The organism is Bradyrhizobium sp. CCBAU 11361, assembly GCF_028128935.1.
Lineage (GTDB): Bacteria > Pseudomonadota > Alphaproteobacteria > Rhizobiales > Xanthobacteraceae > Bradyrhizobium > Bradyrhizobium niftali.
Genome location: NZ_LBJZ01000179.1, coordinates 1 through 22,402, shown reverse-complemented (window position 1 = coordinate 22,402; position 22,402 = coordinate 1). Strand labels below are relative to the sequence as shown.

Below are 22,402 nucleotides of genomic sequence, written 5' to 3'. Positions count from 1 at the left end.
AATCAACGGTAACAATGATGGCGGAATCGGGAATGCCAGCTAATCCGTACCATTACTGGACCCGTAGTCGTACGTGCGATGTGCGCCGATGGACACGAGAGATTGTGATGGTCGCCCGGCTTACTTCCGCACGCAGATCACACGGACGACGGCCGCCTTCGCATCCGTTGACGTGCCGTTCGCCGTGACGTCGTTGGCCTTCAGGAAATCGCGCACCGTCTCCGCTGAGACCATCACGGCCTGCGATGCCGGCACCGACGTCGCGGGTCCCGCCACCATCGCCGGCTTCAGCAGCGCGATGCCGGCGAATTTGCCGTCGGCGTCGATCGCGGGGCTGCCGGAAAATCCGACCGCCGGTGGCGGCGACAGCGCAGAATCGCTGCTCGTGACGGGCGCCAGCGCGCCCTTGACGCTCGAGACCCCGGCCGCGCCGCCCTGGCTTTGCGGATCGGCGATGCCGACGACGTCGACATTCGTCTTCGCCCCGCCGCCAGCGAGGCTGAGCGGCTTCAGGCCACGCGCGCCGTAGATGTGCAGCAGCGCGAGATCGTGCTCCTTGTCCTCGGCGAGACGATCGGCGCTGCCGTAGCCGGCGATGGTGATCGCAAGACAGCTGTCGGTGACTAGGCGGTCGGTGAGGATCGCGCCGTCGTCGCTGACGACGATGCCGGTGCCGTATTCGACGGTCTTGCGCGGTGCCGGTCCGGCTTGCGGTCCCGATGGAAACGCATTGAACGCGCTCGACATCGCGATCACGACCGGCTCGACCGTGTTCTCGGTGGCCTGGTCGTAGAGGATCGTCATGATGCGGACCTCATCGCCCTTGAAGGTGCCGCGCACGTAGAATTTCTTCAGGCCCTGGAGACCGGACAGCACGAAGAAGTCGGGTTTCACCACGGTGTAGTCGATCTTGCGGCCGGCCGGCTCCTTCTTCTCGGCGTCCGCGAGCTTTGCGGTGGTCGGGTTCGCCTCCTTGCGCCGGCTGAGCAGCACCTGCACCGTTCCGGTCGGCGAGGTCCATTTCGAGCCGTTGGCGTCGGTCGCCTGCTGCGGCACCAGCTTGCCGGGAATACCGAGCCGGGCGCCGCTGGTCGGCTCCATCACGATCTTCCAGCCGACGCTGTCCTGCTTCCGCCGCGCAGTCTCGGCAAGCGCGGCGCGCTCCTGCGGATTGAGCACGCCGGTCGGCTTGCCGCCCTTGTTCTTCTGGTACTCCTTGATGGCATTGACCATGCGCTCGCTGACGTCGCCGGTGATGGCGCCGTTATATTGGCCGACCCAGGCGAGGTCGGACTGGAGCGACAGGCGTTCGGCCTGCGCCATGGCATCGGCCGTTTCCGACGGCGTCTGAAGCGCGGGCGGGCGGATCGGAACAGTCTGGACCGTCTTCGGCTTGGTGCCGGGGATCTGCGGCGTCGTCATCTGGGCGTTCGCGCCTGTGGCAGCCGCAAACATCAGTGTTGCCGCAAGCATCGATCTCATGACAAATCCAGCCAGCCCATTGAACGCAATGCCATTGAAGCACATCTCGTTGGTCGCGAACAATCTCGGGGTGGTTCAGGCCTGCGGGCAGGCCGGATCCTCATCTGAGAGGACGTGGGTGTTACGGAGTCATTCCGGGGCGGCTCGAAGAGCCGAACCCGGAATCTCGAGATTCCGGGTTCGATGCTTCGCATCGCCCCGGAATGACAGTGTGCGCGACTTCCGCGCTCCTCACGGGGAGCGGCAGCAATCTAGGAAGAGCTGAGAATGCTGAGCCCGGACGAACTCGAACGCTATGCCCGCCATATCGTGCTGCGCGACGTCGGCGGCCCGGGCCAGGCTGCGCTGAAGCGGGGCTCCGTGCTGGTGATCGGCGCCGGCGGGCTCGGCGCGCCCGCCTTGATGTATCTGGCCGCCGCCGGAATCGGTACGCTCGGCGTGGTCGATGACGACGTGGTGTCGCTGTCCAACCTCCAGCGCCAGGTGATCCATACGACGCCGGACATCGGCCGCCACAAGGTCGAGAGCGCGGCCGAGCGCATTTCCGCTCTCAATCCACATGTGCGCTTCGTCGGTCACGCCACCTGGCTCAACGCCGACAACGCGCTCAGCCTGATCGGCGACTACGACCTCGTGCTCGACGGCTCCGACAATTTCTCGACGCGTTATCTGGTCTCGGATGCCTGCTTCTTCGCCAAGAGGCCGCTGATCACCGCGGCGCTCGGCACCTTCGACGGCTCGCTCACCACCATCCGTGCGCATGAAAAGAACGAGGCCGGCGAATTCAATCCGACCTATCGCTGCCTGTTTCCGGAAGCGCCGCCGCCCGGCACGGTGCCGGCCTGCGCCGAGGCCGGTGTCATGGGCGCGCTCGCGGGCGTGCTGGGCTCGATGATGGCGCTGGAGGCGATCCGCGAGATCGTCGGTTTCGGCGACGGCCTCGTTGGCCGCCTGCTGATGATCGATGCGCGCGCGATGCGCTTCGAGACGCTGCGCTACGCGCGCGATCCGGCCAATCCGCTCAACGGCGATGGGCCTGTGTTCGAGGATCTAAGCATCCATCGCGAGTAGGCGCGTGACGAAGCGGCTGCCCACATTGCCGGGCGGAGACAGTCGCGCGCGTCTGCGAGCCCCGGCGCACAGCGCCTCAGAGCATGCTCGGCAGCACGCGATCCGGCGGCTTGTGCGCGTCGAGGAAGGTGCGGATGTTGATGATCACCTTCTCGCCCATCTCGACGCGGCCTTCGATCGTGGCCGAGCCCATATGCGGCAGCAGCGTCACCTTACCGGCCTTGGCAAGCCGCACCAGTTTGGGATTCACCGCGGGCTCGTGCTCGTAGACGTCGAGGCCGGCGCCGCCGATCTCGCCGGCTTCGATCAGCTTGATCAGCGTGTCCTCGTCGGTGACCTCGCCGCGCGCGGTGTTGACGATGTAGGCGTCCTTGCGGATCAGCTTCAGCCGCCGCGCCGAGAGCAGGTGATAGGTCGCCGGCGTATGCGGACAGTTCACCGAGAGGATGTCCATCCGCGCCAGCATCTGGTCGAGGCTTTCCCAATAGGTCGCGCCAAGCTCCTCGGCGATCTTCGGCGCGACGGGACGGCGGTTGTGGTAGTGGATCTGCAGGCCGAAGGCGCGGGCGCGGCGCGCCACCGCTTGGCCGATGCGGCCCATGCCGATGATGCCGAGACGCTTGCCGCCGATGCGGTGGCCGAGCATCCAGGTCGGCGACCAGCCGGCCCAGGGTTTTCCTTCCGTCATGATCGATGCGCCTTCGATCAGCCGGCGCGGCACGGCCAGGATCAGCGCCATGGTCATGTCGGCGGTGTCTTCGGTCAAAACCTTCGGCGTGTTGGTGACGGTGATGCCGCGGGCATGCGCGGCCTCGACATCGATATTGTCGACGCCGTTGCCGAAATTGGCGATCAGGCGCAGCTTGCAGTCGGGCTGGTTGACGATGTCGGCGGTGATGTGGTCGGTGACGGTCGGAACCAGCACGTCGGCGGTGCGCGCGGCTTCCGCGATCTGCTCGGGCGACATCGGCGTGTCGTCGAGATTGATCCGCGCGTCGAACAGCTCGCGCATCCGCGTCTCGATCGAATCCGGCAGCTTGCGCGTCACCACGACGAGGGGCTTTTTCTTCACCGACATGTCCTGCTCTCATGAGGCATCGCAAGCCCGCCTCTGTCGCCAAAGGCCGGCCGTTCAGTCCTCATTAACCCGGTTGTTCGACACTGCCCTTGCCGTGTCGTCCCCGGCGTTTCCTTCAAGCTCTCCCGATATTTCCACCCGGAAAATCGGGCCAAACTGGTTGTTCAAGCGTCCGTCCTCTCTAGCAGAAGGCCGGGCCAAGACAAGAACCACGGGCCAGGCTTGGGGAACACCCGCGTGGGGCGGGTCAGGGACGACCGCGGCAGGGTTTTTTTTGGAATTTTGGGGTGAGGGTCCGGCTCGGCCGGCTCCTCGACAGGAGACGGGTTGATGGCGTTGGGGCGTTTTTGTTCGGTGATGGCGCTCGTTTGCACCTGGTTGAGCGCGTCGGTCAGCCCCTCGCATTCGGCGAAGGACAATACCCCCCAGAGCGCCAGCGGCCTCCCGGTGCCGCGCTATGTCAGCCTCAAATCGGATCACGTGAACGTCCGTGCCGGTCCGACCAAGGACAATGACGTGGCCTGGGTCTATACCCGTGCCGGCCTGCCGGTCGAAATCACCGCCGAGTTCGAGAACTGGCGCCGGGTGCGCGATTCCGAAGGCGCCGAGGGCTGGGTCTATCATTCGCTGCTGTCGGGCCGCCGCACCGCGGTCGTCACCATGAAGCACAAGGACGAGCTCGCGCCGATCTACGACCGCGCCGATCCCGACAGCGCGGTTGCGGCCAAGCTCCAGGCCGGTGTGGTCACCCAGGTGAAGAAGTGCAGCGCAAACTGGTGCCGCGTCACCGGTAACGGCTTTGACGGCTGGATCCAGCAGGAACGCCTCTGGGGCGTGTACTCGGACGAGCAGGTCAACTGACGCCGCAGGCGTCATCCCGGGGCGATGCGCAGCATCGAGCCCGGGATCTCGAGATCCCGGGTCTGGTCCTTCGGACTATCCCGGAATGACCGCGCAAATAACAATGGCCGGGACAAGCCCGGCCATTGACGACAAATTCTACAGCTTTGGATCGATCTCAGCGCTTCTTGCGCAGGCGCACGACCATGTCGATGCGCGAGATCTCGTAACCCTCGGGCACCTCCGGCATCTTGGACAGGGCCAGATGCGGATCCTCGATGTCGACCAGCTCATGGCTGTTCTCGAGGTAATAGTGGTGGTGGGTGGTGACGTTGGTGTCGAAATAGGTCTTGGTACCGTCGACACTGACCTGGCGGAGCAAGCCGGCGTCGGTGAGCTGGTTCAGGGTGTTGTAGACGGTCGCCAGCGACACCGGAACCTTGGCCAGCGTGGCTTCCTCGTACAGCATTTCCGCCGTAAGGTGGCGCGCACCCTTGCCGAACAGGAGCCAGCCCAGCGCCATGCGCTGGCGCGTCGGACGGAGCCCGGCGGACTGGAGCATTTCGTTAACGTCGTGCCACGGGCAGCCGGTCAAAGCCGGCTGGCGGCCGGACAGGAGGGCTGCGGCATGGACGTCGTCGTCGTGATGGGGCGCGGTATTCTCGCTCATTTCCAGATTTCGGGCACGCGTGAACAGTATGTACCTGCAATATAAGAACAGATAGATGCAGATGCAAGTTTCTCGCAACTAGAGAGGTTCTAATGAGACTGGAACCGAGCGAGCAGCCCGTCATTTTACCTTCATGACAGCGCTTTGCCACCGAAATGGCCTGTGTTAGAGAGCGCGCGGTTCCGCTTAGCCGATTTTGGTGCATCCGGGCATCGAGGCCCGGTCCGCAGTCCATCCGCGGCTTGTGGGAGTTGCGCCTGACGATGGCAATTGGCGTTGCTCTCCGACCGGGACGGGGCCCATTTTCGCCAAAAAACGTCGCTCAATCGGACTTTGAACAGAGGCTCATGCATGCTGAACAGGCGCAACGGTTACGAATACGAAGATCTGCTGGCGTGTGCGCGCGGCGAGATGTTCGGCCCGGGCAATGCCCAGCTGCCGCTGCCGCCGATGCTCATGTTCGACCGCATCACGGAAATCAACGACAATGGCGGCGAGTTCGGCAAGGGGCTGGTGCGTGCCGAGCTCGACGTGAAGCCCGACCTCTGGTTCTTCGGCTGCCATTTCAAGAACGATCCGGTGATGCCCGGCTGCCTCGGCCTCGATGCGCTGTGGCAAATGGTCGGCTTCTATCTGGGCTGGAGCGGCGGTGAAGGTCGCGGTCGCGCGCTTGGCCTGAACGAGCTGAAGTTCAGCGGCCAGGTGCTGCCCGAGGCCCGCAAGGTTGTGTACAACGTCGATATCAAGCGCGTGATGCGGGCAAAGCTCGTGCTCGGTATTGCCGACGGGTGGCTTTCGGTCGACGACCAGATTATCTATCGCGCGAAGGACCTGAAGGTCGGCCTGTTCAAGCAGGGCACGAGCCTGGGCTGAACGCATCACAAAGAAAGACAACGATTTAGGCGAGGCTGTCATGAGGCGGGTTGTGGTCACCGGGATGGGCATCGTCTCGTCCATCGGAAACAACACCCAGGAAGTGCTTGCGAGCCTTCACGAGGCGAAGTCGGGCATTTCGCGGGCTGAGAAATATGCCGAGCTCGGCTTCCGTTCGCAGGTGCAAGGTGAGCCTACGCTCGATCCTTCGACAGTGGTCGATCGCCGCGCCATGCGTTTCCTCGGCCAGGGCGCAGCGTGGAATCACGTCGCGATGGAGCAGGCGATCCAGGATTCCGGTCTAGGGCCTGACGAAGTCTCCAACATCCGCACCGGCATCATCATGGGCTCCGGCGGCCCGTCCGCCCGGACCATCGTCGAATCCGCCGACATCACCCGCACCAAGGGGCCGAAGCGCGTCGGACCGTTTGCCGTGCCGAAGGCGATGTCCTCCACGGCCTCGGCGACGCTCGCGACCTGGTTCAAGATCAAGGGCGTCAACTATTCGATCTCCTCGGCCTGCGCGACGTCGAACCACTGCGTCGGCAATGCCTATGAGACGATCCAGATCGGCAAGCAGGACGTCATCTTCGCCGGCGGCTGCGAGGAGCTCGACTGGTCGCTGTCGGTGCTGTTCGACGCCATGGGCGCGATGTCCTCGAAGTACAACGACACGCCCGCTACGGCGTCGCGTCCCTACGACGTCAACCGCGACGGCTTCGTCATCGCCGGTGGCGCCGGCGTGCTGGTGCTGGAAGAGCTCGAGCATGCCAAGGCGCGCGGCGCGCGCATCTATGGCGAGATCGTCGGTTATGGCGCGACGTCCGATGGCTACGACATGGTCGCGCCTTCCGGCGAGGGTGCCGAGCGCTGCATGCGCATGGCGATGTCGACGGTGAAGACCAAGGTCGACTACATCAATCCGCATGCGACCTCGACGCCGGCCGGCGATCCGCCGGAGATTGACGCGCTCCGTCGGGTGTTCGGAAGTGGCGAGAAGTGCCCGCCGATCTCGGCGACCAAGGCGCTGACCGGCCATTCGCTGGGCGCCACCGGCGTGCAGGAGGCGATCTACTCGCTGCTGATGATGAACAACGGCTTCATCTGCGAGAGCGCGCACATCCAGGAGCTCGATCCCGTGTTCGCCGACATGCCGATCGTGCGCAAGCGCATCGACAACGTCAAGATCGGCACCGTGCTGTCGAACTCCTTCGGCTTCGGCGGCACCAACGCCACGCTGGTGTTCAGCCGGCTGGATGTGTGACGTTACTATCGGCGACTGGTGATTGTTTCGTCATGGCCGGGCTTGTCCCGGCCATCCACGTCTTGGCCTGAGGCTCGGAAGAACGTGGGTGCCCGGGACGAGCCCGGGCATGACGAAGAGCGGAGAATGGTGGCAATGGAAGGTTTGATGAAGGGCAAGCGCGGTCTGATCATGGGCATCGCCAATGATCATTCGATCGCGTGGGGCATGGCGAAGACGCTGCGTGCCCACGGCGCCGAGCTTGCCTTCACCTTCCAGGGCGATGCCTTGGGCAAGCGCGTCAAGCCGCTGGCGGAGCAGCTTGGTGTGGATCTGGTGCTGCCGTGCGACGTCGAGGACATCGCCAGCGTCGATGCCACCTTCGCCGCGCTCCGCGAAAAGTGGGGCCGGCTCGATTTCGTGATCCATGCGATCGGCTTCGCCGACAAGAACGAGCTGAAGGGCCGCTACGCCGACACCAGCCGCGAGAATTTTTCGCGCACCATGGTGATCTCCTGCTTCTCGTTCACGGAGGTCGCAAAACGCGCGGCCGAGCTGATGACGGAGGGCGGCAGCATGATCACGCTGACCTTCGGTGCCTCCGAGCGCGCGATGCCGAACTACAACGTGATGGGCGTGGCCAAGGCGGCGCTGGAAGCTTCCGTGCGCTACCTCGCCTCCGATTTCGGACCGCGCGGCATTCGCGTCAACGCGATCTCCGCCGGTCCTATCCGCACGCTCGCCGGCTCCGGCATCGGTGAGGCGCGCGCGATGTTTGCCTTCATGCAAAAACATTCGCCGCTCCGCCGCGGCGTCACGCTCGACGAGCTCGGCGGCTCGGCGCTGTATCTGCTGTCGGATCTCTCCGGCGGCGTGACCGGCGAGATCCATTACGTCGATTCCGGCTACAACATCGTCTTGATGCCGAGGCCGGACGATCTGAAGCCGGAATAAAACGTCCGCAGGCCGCTTGAGGCCGCGACGTTTCCTCGTATCCCCCACGATCATGGGGCAGACTCTCCCATAAGATGGTGTTTCCTCTGCCCGGTGGCGCCGCGCGAATGGCGCGTCCCGCGGTTCGGGAGGAACGATCTTGCCGAGAGTGCATGCGATCTGTCGCGCAGGCGCGCTGGCGGCCGCCATGGGCGTCGCGTTGGTCTGCGGCAACTCCCGTGCCCTGGCGCAGTCGGCGATCTGGGATTCGACGCTCTCCAACACGAACTGGTACGTACCAACCGCGCAGCTGCTGGCTTACGCCGCGCCGAAGACCGGCTTCTCCAATCCAATCCCGATCGGCGACCAGACGCTATGGTCGCTTGCGGCCGCGACCAACGGTGCTTTCGCCGGAACGAGCGTGGCACAACTCAAGCTTGGTCCGGCGCTTCTGACGGATACCTCGACCATCCAGGGGTTCGTCACGACCGCGGGCCAGATCACGATGCTGTTCACGCCGACCGCGGGCGGCGCAGTGACCGTCGGTCTCGGCCATATGCGAACCATCAACGGCGTGACCGCGATGGAAATGCAGATGATCACCGGCGACAGCCTGCTGGTGACGCATTGGGCCTATATGCTTCCTTACGATCCCGCGACCTTCACGCCGCCGGCCTCGCAGGCAGTTCCCGCGAACTCCGTCCCGCAGTGGGCCTGGACATCGGGTACGCCGTGGCGGATCGTCAGCTCCACGCTGTTCGGCACGTCCGCGCCCGGCCGCTTCGTCATCACGAATTACCAGAACGGATATTTCTGGGGCGCCGGCGTCGCGCCCGCGGGAAGCAGTGCCGCGAACTTCACACTGCTGGGGTCGGTGACGCCGGAGGGCAACGTGCTCTTCAATACGCTCTCGCGCGGCACGCTCGCCAGTCTCTATGGCGCAGCCAGCGGCGACGCTTCGGGTGCACGGATGCTCGTCAGCAGCTACGATCTCTCGGGCAATCCGACCGGCGGCGTCGCCTATCTCTCCTTGGTGCGCCCCTACGCCGAGACGCTTCAGGCGCAGAACAGCCGTGCGGGATTAGGTGCGGCCGACATGCTCTATCGCCTGTCCGCGACGTCACTCGGCTGGACCGGCAGCATGGCGACCGGGTTCACCGCGCTCGACAATCTCAGCGGCTCCGGTCTCGTCAACGCCGTCAACCAGACATTGCCTGTACTCACCGGCGCGGCATCGCAGGCGACCTATTCCACCCAGCGCATGTTCCATCAGGCGATGACGGGGCGGCTGGACGATTTGCTCGGGTTGAACGCGGGTGCAACGCCTGAGCGGAATTTTTGGATGAAGCCGCTCGGCGGCGTTGTCCGGCAGAGCAGCCTGGATGGCGTCCCCGGCTATAACGCGTCCGGCGGCGGCATTGCCGTCGGTGTGGACACGACGGTCTCGCCACGCGCAATGCTTGGCGGTGTGTTCGCCTATTCGCATCAGACGATCACCGGCAGCGAGGATCCCGTCCCGAACCGGCTCGCGATCGATTCCTATCAGGCCGGACTCTACGGCGCCTATGCGCTCGGCCATGGCGTTCAGGTCGATGGCCAGCTTGACGGCGCACTGAACGACAATGGCGAGAGCCGCTCGCTCACGTTCATCAACAGGACGGCTGCGGCCGGCTATCGGTCCTATAGCGGGCACGCCGGTATCGGCGTTCGCAAGCTGATCCCGATCGAGCCGGGATTTGCGATCGCCCCGTCACTGCGGCTGGACTATGGACAGGTCCGTTCGCCCGCCTATCAGGAAGGTGGCGCAGGCGGCTTCAGCCTCAACGTGGATTCGCAAACCTATCGCGAATTGACGCTGACGGCAGGGCTGAAGGGCGCCTACAGGATCGCGCAGCACGTCTATCTTACCGGCGACGTCGGCGTCGGCTACAACGCGCTGAATCAGGGACTTCAGATTAAGTCAGCGTTTGCCGGCGGCGGCGAGACCTTCACGACCGGCGGCCTTGCCCTGTCGCCGTGGATCTACTCGACCGCGCTGGGCCTCGTCGCGGCCGACAACAGTCGTTTCGATCTTGGCCTCCGCTACGGCCTCTCGGCGACATCCTCAGGATTGCTTCAGCAGTCCGGGCTCGCCGTCCTCAAGATCAGGCTCTGAGCCGGATTCTAGTTTTTACGCGTTTTCTTTACGCGAACCGGTATCCACTTCGCTTGAAAACGCTCTAACCCGCCGCGATCTTCTCCGCGCGCTGGAACGCCGGTCGGGCCATGCAGCGCGCCAGATAGACATCGAAGGCGGGGCGCGACGGCACCATCTTGAACCGGCGCACCGCGAAGTTCAGGCCGGAGCCGATCGTGATGTCGGCAGCCGAAAAATCCTCGCCGAGAATCCATGGCCCCTTGGCGAGCGCAGCTTCCAGCACGTCGAAGACCTGCGTCGCGCTGCCCCACGCCGCCGTCGAGGTCGGGATCTCGAGCTTGGTGAAGATCTGGATGATGGCGGGCTCGATGCAGCCCGGTGAGAAGAACAGCCATTGCAGATAGCGCGCGCGGCGCGGATCGGTCACAGCGGGTGCAAGCTTCGTCTCGGGATAGCGGTCGGCGATATAGGCGCAGATCGCCGCGGCCTCGCCGAGCGCAGCGTCTCCGTCGCTGAGCGCCGGCACCTTGCCCATCGGGTTGATCTCTAGATAATCCGGCGCCTTCTGCGCACCGGTCGAGATGTCGGTCAGCACGCGCTCATAGGGCAGGCCGCTCTCTTCCATCAGCCAGAGCGTCGTGAACGAGCGAGAACGGGGCGACCAGTAGAGCTTGATCATGGCGGAATCCCTTTATTGCCGGAGCAGTTGGGGCAGCGTCTTGTCGAGGCTTGTCGTCAGCAGCGTGCGGACACCATCGCGCAGCGCCTGGTTGCCCGCCACCTCATTGGCAGAAGCCGGAAAAGCCGTCTCATCCAATTCCTTGTTGGGGCCGCTGATCGGGTTGATCCCGATCAAGCGTGACATCATGGGTTCGTCATTCGTTGACGCCGCGGCCTTCTTGACGACCTCGAACGACTGTCCGTCGTACACGGTGATATAAGTCAGCGCGAACAGGAACGTGCGTCGCTTGATAGGGTTGCCCCATTTCACGATGCCAAACCCTTCGACGGATTGGTTGGTGTTGCTGAAGCCGTTCTGGAATCTCTCGATTAGGACATAGAGCTGGCATTTGGCGCCTGCCGCGCTCTGCTGAACGAATTCCTGTCGCTCCGGGTTTCGCCTCAGCATCGGCGAACCCGATTCACCCGCACGTGCCCAGGCGCTCGGCGAATACGCTAGGCGCCTGACGGATTTGCCGGACGCGGCCGCGCGAACCCGCGACATGACGATGTCATCAAGTCCCCAGCCATCGATCGCAACGGGCGCGTACTCGTTGCCGAACATGGTGAAGCCAACCTGCTGAACACCGAACCGACTGCCGACGACGGAAATGAGGCCAATCGCGCACGGTCCCGCGTCCGCAGCGGCGGGCTGTTTGGAACTCGGGGCGGTTTTCGGCGTGACGCTCTTGGCTGGCCGAGCCGGTGATGGAGCGGATTGGGCCGCCGCGCCTGCGATGAGCCCGAACAGGAAGATCGTAGTCAAGCAGATGCGAAACATGGGGCGGCTGATGCGGGTTGCGGCTTCCAGGATGTTCTCGTCGACGTGAGACGTCTACTAGAGCGCGCCGATGACAACCGCAAGGTGAAGACCCGGTCTTCCTACCTGCCGCTGGGCCGTGGCCGCTTCCACCGGTAATACTTCATCACGAACCCGTTCGACGGTTCAACCTCTTCCTTCTCGAACACAAAACCCTCGCGCTCGTACCAGCGCCAGGCCTTTTCGTTCTCGCGCACACAGCGCAGGTACATCTCGTCGGGCATTTGCGTGCGTGTGAAGGCGAGCAATTGCCGTCCGAGCGATTGGCCCTGGTAGGCGGGCCCGACGAAAAGCATGTCGAGATAGCGTTTTGGCAGATGCAGCGCCAGCATGGCGGCGATCGTGCCGTTGTCGTCGGCGACGAACAGGCTCCAGCCGTTCTCGATCTCGCGCCTGATGCGTGCGCGCAGGTTTGCCAGCAGGAATTCACTCGCCTCGGCGAGGCCGGTCGAGACCCAGCTTTCCATCCAGACGCGGCCGATCTCGTCATATTCGTCGGCGCGGGCGGGGCGGATGACGGGATGCAACATCGAGGCTTCAGGCCCGCTGATTGCGCACGGATGGCCGTGTCCGCACCTTGCCGGCCGACAGGCACACCACCTCGGAAATCTGGAGCAGCTGCCGCGCCAGCGGGCTGGTCTTGCGCCAGACCATGCCGATGGTGCGCGAGGGCTGCGGGTCGCGAAAGCGCGTAAGGGACACCGAGGCCGATCGCGTCTCCACCGGCACCGCCATCTCCGGGATCAAGGTGACGCCGATGCCGGCGCTGACCATCTGCACCAGCGTCGACAGCGAATTCGCATCCAGCATCTCGCGTGGCGGCGCCGATTGCATGTTGCAGAACGACAGCGCCTGGTCGCGGAAGCAGTGTCCTTCCTCGAGCAGCAGGAGCCGCATCTCCCGCATCATCTCGCGCGAGGGGGCAGGCGTTCCCTCATCCGCGCCCGGCCGCACCAGCAGGAATTTTTCCTCGAACAGGGCGACCTCGGTGAGCGAGGACTCGGACACCGGTAGCGCGACGATGGCGGTGTCGAGCCGGCCTTCAACCAGTTCCTGGATCAGCCGCGGCGTCATCGTCTCGCGCACGCGGATGTCGAGTTCCGGATGCATACGCGTGAGATTCTTGGTGATCTTGGGCAGCAGGTAGGGCGCGATCGTCGGGATCATGCCGATGCGCAGGCGGCCGGCGAAGCGGTCCTGCGACGCCCGCGCGAAATCGCCGAGCTCATCGACCGAGCGCAGGATGTCGCGGACGCGCGGAGCGAGCTCTTCGCCGAACCGCGTCAGCGCGACCTGCCGGGCGGTACGCTCCAGCAGCAGGCCGCCGAGCGCCTCCTCCAGTTCCTTGATCTGCATCGAGAGGGCCGGCTGCGAGATCGAGCTCGCCTCCGCTGCGCGCCCGAAATGCCCGTGACGCGCCAGCGCGTCGAAATACCGGAGCTGGCGCATCGTCACGTTGACCATCAGAAAATCCTATCGCAGCGATCACTAAAGTCAACTTCCCCTGATGGAATGCGGGGCTTAGAGTGGTTCTACCTGGTCAAAGGCGCGAGTTTGACGCCACCAGAGGAGGTATTCATGGACGACACTTCGAAGTGCCCGTTTTCGGGTGGAAAACGCGCGCCGGCAAACCGCGACTGGTGGCCGACCCAGCTCAGCATCGAGATGCTGCACAAGAATTCCGGCCTGTCCGACCCGATGGGCAAGGAATTCGACTACGCCAAGGAATTCAAGACGCTCGACCTGAACGCGGTCATCAAGGACCTGACCGCCTTGATGACGGACTCGCAGGAGTGGTGGCCCGCCGACTTCGGTCATTATGGCGGCCTGATGATCCGCATGGCCTGGCACAGCGCGGGCACCTACCGCATCTCCGACGGGCGCGGTGGCGCCGGGGCCGGTCAGCAGCGCTTCGCGCCGCTCAACAGCTGGCCTGACAACGCCAATCTCGACAAGGCGCGCCGGCTGCTCTGGCCGATCAAGCAGAAATACGGCCGCAAGATCTCCTGGGCCGATTTGATGGTGCTCGCCGGCAACGTCGCGCTGGAGTCGATGGGCTTCAAGACCTTCGGCTTCGCCGGCGGTCGCGCCGACGTCTGGGAGCCGGAAGAGCTCTATTGGGGTCCGGAAGGCACCTGGCTGGGCGATGAGCGCTACAGCGGCGAACGCCAGCTCGCCGAGCCGCTCGGCGCGGTGCAGATGGGCCTCATCTACGTCAATCCGGAAGGCCCGAACGGCAAGCCGGATCCGATCGCCGCGGCCAAGGACATCCGCGAGACCTTCTTCCGCATGGCGATGAACGACGAGGAAACCGTCGCGCTGATCGCCGGCGGTCATACCTTCGGCAAGACCCATGGTGCGGGCGATCCGTCGCTGGTCGGACCGGAGCCGGAAGCGGGCGCGCTCGAGGATCAGGGCCTCGGCTGGAAGAGCAAGCACGCTTCGGGCCTGGCGGGCGATTCCATCACCAGCGGTCTCGAGGTGACGTGGACGACGACGCCGACGAAGTGGAGCAACAACTTCTTCGAGAACCTGTTCAAGTACGAATGGGAGCTAACGAAGAGCCCGGGCGGTGCGAACCAGTGGACGGCCAAGGGTGCCGAGGCGATCATTCCTGACGCCTTCGACAAGTCCAAAAAGCATCGGCCGACGATGCTGACCACCGACCTCTCGCTGCGCCTCGATCCAGCCTATGAGAAGATCTCGCGGCGTTTCCTCGAGAACCCGGATCAGTTCGCGGACGCATTCGCCCGTGCCTGGTTCAAGCTCACCCATCGCGACATGGGTCCGATCCAGCGCTATCTCGGCCCGCTGGTGCCGAAGGAGACGCTGATCTGGCAGGATCCGATCCCGGCCGTGAATCACGAACTGGTCAGCGATCAGGACATCGCTGCGCTGAAGACCAAGATCCTGGCCTCGGGCCTCTCGGTGCCGGAGCTGGTCTCGACGGCGTGGGCGTCGGCCTCGACGTTCCGCGGCTCGGACAAGCGTGGCGGCGCCAACGGCGCGCGCATTCGTCTCAGCCCCCAGAAGGACTGGGAAGTGAACCAGCCGGCTCAGCTCTCGAAGGTCCTCGGCAAGCTCGAAGCGATCCAGAAGGAGTTCAACGCCTCGGCCGGTGCGAAGAAGGTCTCGCTCGCCGACCTGATCGTCCTCGGCGGCACCGCCGCGGTCGAGAAAGCCGCGAAGGACGCTGGCGTCGACGTCAAGGTCGCGTTCACGCCGGGCCGCATGGATGCCTCGCAGGAGCAGACCGACGCGGCGTCGTTCGCGCCGCTGGAGCCGCGGGCCGATGGCTTCCGCAACTACATCAGCAAGAAGCATCAGTTCCTGCAGCAGGAAGAAGCGCTTGTCGATCGCGCGCAGCTTCTGAAGCTCACGGGACCTGAGTTGACCGTGCTGGTCGGTGGCCTGCGCGTGCTCGGCGCCAATGCGAACGGTTCGAAGCACGGCGTCCTCACCGCGAAGGTGGGCACGCTGAGCAACGACTTCTTCGTCAACCTGCTCGACATGAGCGCGCAGTGGACGCCGGCGGCCGACGGCACCTACGAGGCTCGCGACCGCAAGACCAACGCGGTGAAGGGGACCGGCACGCGCGCCGATCTCATCTTCGGCGCGCACTCGCAGCTTCGCGCCTACGCCGAGGTCTATGCCACGTCGGACTCCAAGGAGCAGTTCGTCAAGGACTTTGCCAAGGCCTGGACCAAGGTGATGAACCTCGACCGGTTCGACATCGCGGCGTGAGGTGCTTCCCCTCTCCCGCTTGCGGGAGAGGGCGCGCATTTCGCCCGGAGCGAACCCAAACAAAAAGGGCGGCCGCGAGGCCGCCCTTCGTGTTTCTGATGTGCGGAGCGATTTACTCGCCGGCCGCTTCGCGCGGGGCCTTCTCGCCCTCGCCGCCCTTGCCTTCGAGGTCTTCGCCGGTGGTCTGGTCGACGACCTTCATCGAGAGGCGGGTCTTGCCGCGATCGTCGAAGCCGAGCAGCTTGACCTTGACCTTGTCGCCTTCCTTGACGACGTCGGAGGTCTTCTGCACGCGCGCCGAAGCGAGCTGGCTGATGTGAACGAGGCCGTCCTTGGAGCCGAAGAAGTTCACGAAGGCGCCGAACTCCATCACCTTGACGACGGTGCCGTCATAGATCTGGCCGACTTCGGGATCGGACGCGATCGACTTGATCCACTTGATCGCGGCCTTCATCGCCTCGCCGTCGGAGGAGGCGACCTTCACGGTGCCGTCGTCCTCGATGTTGACCTTGGCGCCGGTCTTCTCGACGATCTCGCGGATCACCTTGCCGCCGGTGCCGATCACTTCGCGGATCTTGTCGGTGGCGATCTTGAAGGTCTCGATGCGCGGCGCGTATTCGCCGAGCTCGGCGCGGGCGTTGGTGAGCGCCTTGGCCATCTCGCCGAGGATGTGGATACGACCATCCTTGGCCTGGCCGAGCGCGACCTTCATGATCTCCTCGGTGATGCCCTCGATCTTGATGTCCATCTGGAGCGAGGTGATGCCCGATTCCGTGCCGGCGACCTTGAAGTCCATGTCGCCGAGATGATCCTCGTCACCGAGGATGTCGGAGAGAACCGCAAAGCGCTTGTCTTCGAGGATCAGGCCCATCGCGATGCCCGCGGTCGGCCGCTTCAACGGCACGCCGGCGTCCATCAGCGCGAGCGAGGCGCCGCAGACCGAAGCCATCGACGAGGAGCCGTTGGATTCGGTGATCTCGGAGACCACGCGGATCGTGTACGGGAACTCGTGATGCGGCGGCAGCACCGGGTGGATCGCGCGCCAGGCCAGCTTGCCGTGGCCGATCTCGCGGCGCTTGGTGCCGCCGAGGCGACCGGTCTCACCGACCGAGTAGGGAGGGAAGTTGTAGTGCAGCAGGAACGTCTCTTTGTACGTTCCCGACAGCGCGTCGATGTACTGCTCGTCCTCGCCGGTGCCGAGCGTGGTCACGACCAGGCCCTGGGTCTCGCCGCGGGTGAACAGTGCCGAGCCGTGGGCGCGGGGCAGCACGCCGACTTCGGCGATGATGTTGCGCACGGTCTTGGAGTCACGGCCGTCGATGCGCTTGCCGGTGTCGAGGATGTTCCAGCGAACGATCTTCGCCTCGAGCTCCTTGAACACCGCGCCGATGCGCAGCTTGTCGTATTTCGGCTCCTGCCCTTCGGGGAAATAATGGGCGATCACCTTTTCCTTGACCTTGCCGACCGCGGCGTAGCGATCCTGCTTGACCGGAATGGCGTAGGCAGCGCGCAGTTCCTGCTCGACGAGGCCGAGCATTTCCTTCTCGAGCGCGGCATTGTCGATGACGGTGACTTCGCGCGGCTCCTTGGCGGCCTTCTCGGCGAGTTCGATGATCGCGTTGATCACCGGCTGGAAGTGGCGGTGACCGAACATCACGGCGCCGAGCATGATGTCTTCGTTCAGCTCCTTGGCTTCCGATTCCACCATCAGCACGGCGTCGGCGGTGCCGGCGACGACGAGGTCGAGCTGGGTGTCGACCATCTCGTCGAGCGTCGGGTTGAGCACGTATTCGTCATTGACGAAGCCGACGCGCGCCGCGCCGATCGGACCCTTGAAGGGAGCGCCGGACAGAGTCAGCGCAGCCGACGATGCCACCAGCGCGACGATATCAGGGTCGTTCTCCATGTCGTGCGACAGCACGGTGGCGATCACCTGGGTCTCGTTGCGCCAGCCATCGACGAACAGCGGACGGATCGGACGGTCGATCAGGCGGGAGACCAGCGTCTCCTTCTCGGTCGGACGGCCCTCGCGCTTGAAATAGCCGCCGGGAATGCGGCCCGCGGCGTAGGTCTTCTCCTGGTAGTCGACGGTCAGCGGCAGGAAGTCGACGCCTTCGCGCGGCGCCTTCGCCGCGACGACGGTGGCGAGCACCACGGTCTCGCCATAGGTGGCGACGACGGCGCCGTCGGCCTGGCGGGCGATCTTGCCGGTTTCGAGCTTGAGAGGGCGTCCGCCCCAGTCGATCTCGACTGAATGCTTATTGAACATAGAGGTCTTCTTTCATGGGTTCTCGAAAGAAGGGACGCTTTGAAAAACAAAAACCATGCGCAAGATTGCGGGACGCTGATCGGAGCGAATGATCAGCGTCCTGCGATCCTGCCATGGTTTTTGGAATTCGGATGGCGTCCATCCTTTCGGGTCATACGGGCGCCTTGCCCGTTGTGCCCAGCCGCCGGATTGCTGCTGGACTGTCAGTCGGCACGAACGCGAACACCGAACCGCGGTCTTCGCCGATCATGCCCCGGATGCGAATCAGTGTTGGCCCGCACCCGACGTGCACGCAGCCTCGATCAAAAACCTTTAAACAAACGCTTTCGTTCGAAACCACGCACGAAAACGCGCGCCAGTGGCGCGCGCAGGAACACTTAACGACGAATGTTGTGCTTCTCGAGCAGCGCCTTGTAGCGCGCCTCGTCCCGCTTCTTGAGGTAGTCGAGGAGCGAGCGGCGGGTCGAAACCAGCTTCAAGAGGCCACGACGCGAATGGTTGTCCTTCACGTGGGTCTTGAAATGGTTGGTGAGGTTGTTGATGCGTTCCGACAGGATCGCGACCTGAACCTCGGGCGAGCCGGTATCGCCGGCCTTGGTGGCATTCGTCTTGATGACTTCCGCTTTGCGTTCTGCGGCAATCGACATCGTCAATTTCTCTCGTTGCGACCGGGGCTGGCAGTCAGGCCGGTCAGGTTGAACACACGCTTGGGGATGATTTCGCCATTGCCGACTTCGGCAAGCGCCAAAAGGCGGCCTGCCACCGTGACATAGACTGTGCCGCTACAAGTGGGCGCATCCCGTCCGCGCAACAAAACGGCCTGGCCCCGATGGAGCCTTGCCGCATCAGCCCGAGTGACGGCCAGTGCCGGGATGTCGTCCAGCGCGGTCTCAACGGGCAAAAGCGCGTCGGCGAGGCTTCCCTCGCCGGACGCGGCTCTATCGCACAAAGCCTCCAACTGATCCAGCGGAATCATGTCGTTTTCGCCAAATGGGCCGACCAGGGTCCGCCGCAGCGCGCAGATATGGCCGTAAGTGCCCAGAATCCGGCCCATATCGCGCGCGAGGGCGCGGACATAGGTGCCCTTGCCGCACTCGGCCTCGAACACGGTCCGGTCCTTATCCGGTTGATCCACAAGGGTTAATTGGTGAATCTCGACCGGGCGGGGAGCCAGTTCCACGACCTCGCCGTCGCGGGCGAGGTCATAGGCGCGCTCGCCCTGGACCTTGATCGCGGAATAGCGCGGCGGGATCTGCTCGATCACCCCGGTGAAGCGGGGCAAGAGCGCCAGGATGGCCTCCCGGGTCGGGCGCTGGTCGGAGGTCGCGGTGACCCGGCCCTCGATGTCGTCGGTGTCGCGCTCCTCGCCCCAGCACACGGTGAACTGGTAGCGCTTGCGGCCGTCCATGACGAAGGGAACCGTCTTGGTGGCTTCGCCGAGCGCGATCGGCAGGCCGCCGGACGCGAGCGGATCGAGCGTGCCGGCGTGGCCGGCGCGCTTGGCGTTGAACAGGCGCTTGAGCACGGCGACGGCCTGCGTCGAGGTCATGCCGATCGGCTTGTCGAGCACGACCCACCCATGGACGTCGCGGCGGTCGCGGCGCGGCTGGTTGCCCTTCTGCTGCCTGGCGCGGGGATCGTTGTTGACGCGGCGCGGCTCCTGGTGTGGCTGAGAATTGCCGCCCATGTCCGCAAAATTATTTTTCTGCACGTCGCGCTGATCGGCCTCTTCACCGCCGATCGTGCCGTGAGCCGGGTCCATCGTCATTGCTCTTCTTCCTGATCCGAATCCGGATCCTGTTCCAGGTCCTTCTGCACCGCAGGTGTTCGCAAAAGCTTCTCGATCCGTTCCGCTTCGTCGAATCGCTCGTCGACGCGGAAGCGAACATCAGGTGCAAATTTCAGGTTAACGCGCCGCGCGACTTCGCCGCGAAGGAATTTCTTGTTGCGCTCGAGCGCAGCGATGACGACCTCGGTGTCGCGGCCACCGAGCGGCATCACGTAGATTGTCGCGAGCTTCAGGTCGGGCGACATCCGCACCTCCGGCACGGTGACGATGTGACCTTCGAGGTCCGCATCATGCACGTTGCCTTGCGCCAGAATCTCGGCCATCGCATGGCGAACCTGTTCGCCGACGCGCAACTGGCGTTGCGAGCCTCCGCCTGGCGCGGAACTCTTCTTTTGATGGTGGCGGGGCATGGTCTGGAAATCACCTCGTCATGCCCGTGTTTGGGACACGAGCATTGTCATTTGTCCTGTTGAAACGAAGAGGCGTGGATGGCCGGAAAAATCCGGCAATCTCACTCCCGCTATTTCAGTTCAAAAAGATCCGGGCGCTTCGGTAAGATTTGGACTTACAGGGAGCGCTGGATCGTCTCCACGCGATAACACTCGATCACGTCACCGGCACGCATGTCGTGATAGTTCTCGAAGGCCATGCCGCATTCCTGACCGGACTGGACTTCCTTCACTTCGTCCTTGAAGCGCTTCAGCGTCGACAGCTTGCCTTCGTGCACGACGACGTTGTCGCGGATCAGGCGCACATTGGCGCCGCGTTCCACGGTGCCGTCGGTGACGCGGCAGCCGGCGACCTTGCCGACCTTGGAGATGTTGAAGATCTCCAGGATCGCGGCATTGCCGAGCATGGTTTCGCGCAAGGTCGGCGCGAGCAGGCCGCTCATCGCCTTCTTCACGTCGTCCACGAGGTCGTAGATGATGTTGTAGTAGCGGATCTCGATGCCGTTGCGCTTGGCGGCCGCAGCGGCTTCCTTGTTGGCACGAACCGAGAAGCCGATGATCGCGGCGTTGAAGCCTTCCGCGAGCGTCACGTCCGACTCCGAAATGCCGCCGACGCCCGCATGCAGGATGCGGGCGGCGACTTCGTCGGTGCCGAGCTTCTCCAGCGAGCCGAGGATCGCTTCCAGCGAGCCCTGCACGTCGGCCTTGATGATCAGCGGGAATTCCTTGCGGCCCGCCGTCTTCAGCTGCGACATCATCTGCTCGAGCGAGCCGCGCATGCCGGAGATCGAGGCTGCCGCGTTCTCGCGCTTCTGGTGCGCGCGGTAGCTCGTGACCTGGCGGGCGCGGGCTTCGTTCTCGACGACGGCGAGGCGATCGCCGGCTTCCGGCGGACCGTTGAAGCCGAGCACCTCGACCGGCACCGACGGACCCGCTTCCTGCACAGTCTCGCCCTGATCCGAGATCAGCGCGCGAACGCGGCCCATCTCGGCGCCGGCAACGATGATGTCGCCGACACGGAGCGTGCCGCGCTGGACCAGCACGGTCGCGACCGGGCCACGGCCGCGGTCGAGCTTGGCCTCGATCACGGTGCCTTCGGCCGGGCGCTCCGAATTGGTCTTCAGGTCGAGGATGTCGGCCTGCAGCGCGATCATCTCGAGCAGCTTGTCGAGATTGGTCTTGTTCTTGGCGGACACCTCGACGTCGACGACGTCGCCGCCGAAGGATTCCACCTGCACTTCGTGCTGGAGCAGCTCGGTGCGCACGCGCTCGGGCCTGGCATCGGGCTTGTCGATCTTGTTGATGGCAACGATGATCGGCACCCGCGCCGCCTTGGCGTGGTTGATGGCTTCGACGGTCTGCGGCATCACGCCGTCATCGGCCGCGACCACCAGCACGACGATGTCGGTGACCTTGGCGCCGCGGGCGCGCATCGCGGTGAACGCGGCGTGGCCGGGCGTGTCGATGAAGGTGATCTTCTTGCCGCTTTCGGGCGACACCACCTGATAGGCGCCGATATGCTGGGTGATGCCGCCGGCTTCGCCGGAGACCACGTTGGCGTGACGGAGCGCATCGAGCAGCGAGGTCTTGCCGTGGTCGACGTGACCCATCACGGTCACCACGGGCGAACGCGTCTCGGTGTCGGTGGAATCGTCGACCTGGTCGAACAGACCCTCTTCGACGTCCGACGCGGCGACGCGCTTGACGGTGTGACCGAGCTCTTCGGCGATCAGCTGCGCGGTGTCGGCGTCGATCACGTCGGTGATCTTGTGCATCGCGCCCTGCTTCATCAGCATGCGGATGACGTCGACCGCGCGCTCGGCCATGCGGTTGGCGAGCTCCTGGATCGTGATCGCTTCCGGAATGACCACCTCGCGGATGAGCTTTTCCTTCGGCTCGTTCGAGGCATGGCCCTTCAGGCGCTGGGTGCGGCGACGGAACGAGGCGATCGAGCGCTCGCGCACCTCGTCGGCATTGAGCGCGGTGACGACGGTGAGGCGGCCGCGCTCTTTCTGCGGGCCGGGCTTGTGCGTGGTCTTGGGCGGGGGCGCGGGACGCGCGGCGCCGCCGGGACCGCGGCGGATCTGGCGCGGTGCCTCGTCCTCATCCGGTTCGGCTGCAACTGCGGGGCCGCGACCTGCCGGTACACCCGGACGCTGTGCGGTTGTCGTTGCAGGACGCGCCGTCGTTGTTCCCGGGCGGGTCGTGGTGGTTCCGGGCCGGGCCACGGGGGCGCCAGGCCGCGGCGCAGGCGCGGCCGGTGCCGCGGTCGCGGGGCGCGCGG

Annotated in this window: 19 protein-coding genes; 7 read left to right on the top strand and 12 right to left on the bottom strand. The window is 64.6% G+C overall.

The window, feature by feature from the left end; all coding sequences use genetic code 11:
* Positions 1-120 precede the first annotated feature (120 nt).
* Positions 121-1,482: a serine protease gene (locus XI08_RS22555; protein ID WP_271576016.1), complete on the bottom strand. Its 1,362-nt coding sequence runs from the start codon at positions 1,480-1,482 to the stop codon at positions 121-123.
* Positions 1,483-1,749: 267 nt separating this feature from the next.
* Here XI08_RS22555 and XI08_RS22550 point away from each other — a divergent pair, with 267 nt between their 5' ends.
* Positions 1,750-2,553, top strand: coding sequence for a HesA/MoeB/ThiF family protein (locus tag XI08_RS22550; protein ID WP_027546836.1), 804 nt, complete (start codon positions 1,750-1,752; stop codon positions 2,551-2,553).
* Between the two features lie 76 nt (positions 2,554-2,629).
* On the opposite strand, the gene XI08_RS22545 is transcribed toward XI08_RS22550, so the two are convergent.
* Positions 2,630-3,631, bottom strand: a complete 1,002-nt coding sequence (locus tag XI08_RS22545) for a 2-hydroxyacid dehydrogenase (protein ID WP_027546835.1) — start codon at positions 3,629-3,631, stop codon at positions 2,630-2,632.
* Between the two features lie 330 nt (positions 3,632-3,961).
* Here XI08_RS22545 and XI08_RS22540 point away from each other — a divergent pair, with 330 nt between their 5' ends.
* Positions 3,962-4,492 carry an SH3 domain-containing protein gene (locus XI08_RS22540; protein ID WP_011083590.1) on the top strand — a complete coding sequence of 177 codons (531 nt, stop codon included), beginning with the start codon at positions 3,962-3,964 and terminating at the stop codon, positions 4,490-4,492.
* A gap of 157 nt (positions 4,493-4,649) precedes the next feature.
* Here XI08_RS22540 and irrA read toward each other — a convergent pair whose 3' ends face one another.
* On the bottom strand, positions 4,650-5,141 hold the full coding sequence (irrA, locus tag XI08_RS22535; RefSeq protein WP_027546833.1) for an iron response transcriptional regulator IrrA: 492 nt from the start codon (positions 5,139-5,141) through the stop codon (positions 4,650-4,652).
* A gap of 351 nt (positions 5,142-5,492) precedes the next feature.
* On the opposite strand from irrA, the gene fabA reads away from it, so the two are divergent.
* The 4 genes from fabA (at position 5,493) to XI08_RS22515 (ending at position 10,345) form a co-directional block, all read left to right on the top strand.
* Positions 5,493-6,014, top strand: coding sequence for a 3-hydroxyacyl-[acyl-carrier-protein] dehydratase FabA (gene fabA, locus XI08_RS22530; protein ID WP_027546832.1), 522 nt, complete (start codon positions 5,493-5,495; stop codon positions 6,012-6,014).
* 40 nt (positions 6,015-6,054) lie between these two features.
* Positions 6,055-7,278 (top strand): beta-ketoacyl-ACP synthase I, encoded by a 1,224-nt coding sequence (gene fabB, locus XI08_RS22525; protein ID WP_027546831.1) that lies wholly within the window; start codon positions 6,055-6,057, stop codon positions 7,276-7,278.
* A 135-nt stretch (positions 7,279-7,413) separates the two neighbouring features.
* Positions 7,414-8,211, top strand: coding sequence for an enoyl-ACP reductase FabI (gene fabI, locus XI08_RS22520; protein WP_271576015.1), 798 nt, complete (start codon positions 7,414-7,416; stop codon positions 8,209-8,211).
* A gap of 148 nt (positions 8,212-8,359) precedes the next feature.
* Positions 8,360-10,345 carry an autotransporter family protein gene (locus tag XI08_RS22515; RefSeq protein ID WP_271576076.1) on the top strand — a complete coding sequence of 662 codons (1,986 nt, stop codon included), beginning with the start codon at positions 8,360-8,362 and terminating at the stop codon, positions 10,343-10,345.
* A gap of 64 nt (positions 10,346-10,409) precedes the next feature.
* On the opposite strand, the gene XI08_RS22510 is transcribed toward XI08_RS22515, so the two are convergent.
* The 4 genes from XI08_RS22510 to XI08_RS22495 form a co-directional block, all read right to left on the bottom strand.
* Positions 10,410-11,006, bottom strand: coding sequence for a glutathione S-transferase family protein (locus XI08_RS22510; RefSeq protein ID WP_271576014.1), 597 nt, complete (start codon positions 11,004-11,006; stop codon positions 10,410-10,412).
* Between the two features lie 12 nt (positions 11,007-11,018).
* The gene (locus tag XI08_RS22505; RefSeq protein WP_271576013.1) at positions 11,019-11,828 is read right to left on the bottom strand and encodes a hypothetical protein; all 810 of its coding nucleotides are present in this window, start codon (positions 11,826-11,828) and stop codon (positions 11,019-11,021) included.
* Between the two features lie 101 nt (positions 11,829-11,929).
* On the bottom strand, positions 11,930-12,397 hold the full coding sequence (locus tag XI08_RS22500) for a GNAT family N-acetyltransferase (RefSeq protein ID WP_271576012.1): 468 nt from the start codon (positions 12,395-12,397) through the stop codon (positions 11,930-11,932).
* A gap of 7 nt (positions 12,398-12,404) precedes the next feature.
* Complete coding sequence (locus XI08_RS22495) at positions 12,405-13,331, bottom strand: hydrogen peroxide-inducible genes activator (RefSeq protein ID WP_027546825.1); 927 nt, start codon at positions 13,329-13,331, stop codon at positions 12,405-12,407.
* Positions 13,332-13,445: 114 nt separating this feature from the next.
* On the opposite strand from XI08_RS22495, the gene katG reads away from it, so the two are divergent.
* On the top strand, positions 13,446-15,611 hold the full coding sequence (gene katG / locus XI08_RS22490) for a catalase/peroxidase HPI (RefSeq protein ID WP_271576011.1): 2,166 nt from the start codon (positions 13,446-13,448) through the stop codon (positions 15,609-15,611).
* Between the two features lie 112 nt (positions 15,612-15,723).
* Here katG and pnp read toward each other — a convergent pair whose 3' ends face one another.
* The 5 genes from pnp to infB all read right to left on the bottom strand — a co-directional run.
* On the bottom strand, positions 15,724-17,880 hold the full coding sequence (gene pnp / locus XI08_RS22485) for a polyribonucleotide nucleotidyltransferase (RefSeq protein ID WP_271576010.1): 2,157 nt from the start codon (positions 17,878-17,880) through the stop codon (positions 15,724-15,726).
* A gap of 377 nt (positions 17,881-18,257) precedes the next feature.
* Positions 18,258-18,527 carry a 30S ribosomal protein S15 gene (gene rpsO, locus XI08_RS22480; RefSeq protein WP_018644188.1) on the bottom strand — a complete coding sequence of 90 codons (270 nt, stop codon included), beginning with the start codon at positions 18,525-18,527 and terminating at the stop codon, positions 18,258-18,260.
* Between the two features lie 2 nt (positions 18,528-18,529).
* Positions 18,530-19,648, bottom strand: a complete 1,119-nt coding sequence (truB, locus tag XI08_RS22475) for a tRNA pseudouridine(55) synthase TruB (protein WP_271576009.1) — start codon at positions 19,646-19,648, stop codon at positions 18,530-18,532.
* A complete protein-coding gene (gene rbfA / locus XI08_RS22470) occupies positions 19,645-20,079 on the bottom strand; it encodes a 30S ribosome-binding factor RbfA (RefSeq protein WP_271576008.1) in 435 nt (144 codons plus the stop codon). The genes truB and rbfA overlap by 4 nt, the downstream gene beginning before the upstream one ends.
* 155 nt (positions 20,080-20,234) lie before the next feature.
* Positions 20,235-22,402: translation initiation factor IF-2 (infB, locus tag XI08_RS22465; protein WP_271576007.1), on the bottom strand; the 2,168-nt coding region annotated here is incomplete at its 5' end.

What these genes read in the sequence shown, in the direction of transcription:
- XI08_RS22555 (WP_271576016.1), bottom strand. Translation starts at nt 1,482, where the DNA reads ATGAGATCGATGCTTGCGGCAACACTGATGTTTGCGGCTGCCACAGGC.
- XI08_RS22550 (WP_027546836.1), top strand. Translation starts at nt 1,750, where the DNA reads ATGCTGAGCCCGGACGAACTCGAACGCTATGCCCGCCATATCGTGCTG.
- XI08_RS22545 (WP_027546835.1), bottom strand. Translation starts at nt 3,631, where the DNA reads ATGTCGGTGAAGAAAAAGCCCCTCGTCGTGGTGACGCGCAAGCTGCCG.
- XI08_RS22540 (WP_011083590.1), top strand. Translation starts at nt 3,962, where the DNA reads ATGGCGTTGGGGCGTTTTTGTTCGGTGATGGCGCTCGTTTGCACCTGG.
- irrA (WP_027546833.1), bottom strand. Translation starts at nt 5,141, where the DNA reads ATGAGCGAGAATACCGCGCCCCATCACGACGACGACGTCCATGCCGCA.
- fabA (WP_027546832.1), top strand. Translation starts at nt 5,493, where the DNA reads ATGCTGAACAGGCGCAACGGTTACGAATACGAAGATCTGCTGGCGTGT.
- fabB (WP_027546831.1), top strand. Translation starts at nt 6,055, where the DNA reads ATGAGGCGGGTTGTGGTCACCGGGATGGGCATCGTCTCGTCCATCGGA.
- fabI (WP_271576015.1), top strand. Translation starts at nt 7,414, where the DNA reads ATGGAAGGTTTGATGAAGGGCAAGCGCGGTCTGATCATGGGCATCGCC.
- XI08_RS22510 (WP_271576014.1), bottom strand. Translation starts at nt 11,006, where the DNA reads ATGATCAAGCTCTACTGGTCGCCCCGTTCTCGCTCGTTCACGACGCTC.
- XI08_RS22505 (WP_271576013.1), bottom strand. Translation starts at nt 11,828, where the DNA reads ATGTTTCGCATCTGCTTGACTACGATCTTCCTGTTCGGGCTCATCGCA.
- XI08_RS22500 (WP_271576012.1), bottom strand. Translation starts at nt 12,397, where the DNA reads ATGTTGCATCCCGTCATCCGCCCCGCCCGCGCCGACGAATATGACGAG.
- XI08_RS22495 (WP_027546825.1), bottom strand. Translation starts at nt 13,331, where the DNA reads ATGGTCAACGTGACGATGCGCCAGCTCCGGTATTTCGACGCGCTGGCG.
- katG (WP_271576011.1), top strand. Translation starts at nt 13,446, where the DNA reads ATGGACGACACTTCGAAGTGCCCGTTTTCGGGTGGAAAACGCGCGCCG.
- pnp (WP_271576010.1), bottom strand. Translation starts at nt 17,880, where the DNA reads ATGTTCAATAAGCATTCAGTCGAGATCGACTGGGGCGGACGCCCTCTC.
- rpsO (WP_018644188.1), bottom strand. Translation starts at nt 18,527, where the DNA reads ATGTCGATTGCCGCAGAACGCAAAGCGGAAGTCATCAAGACGAATGCC.
- truB (WP_271576009.1), bottom strand. Translation starts at nt 19,648, where the DNA reads ATGACGATGGACCCGGCTCACGGCACGATCGGCGGTGAAGAGGCCGAT.
- rbfA (WP_271576008.1), bottom strand. Translation starts at nt 20,079, where the DNA reads ATGCCCCGCCACCATCAAAAGAAGAGTTCCGCGCCAGGCGGAGGCTCG.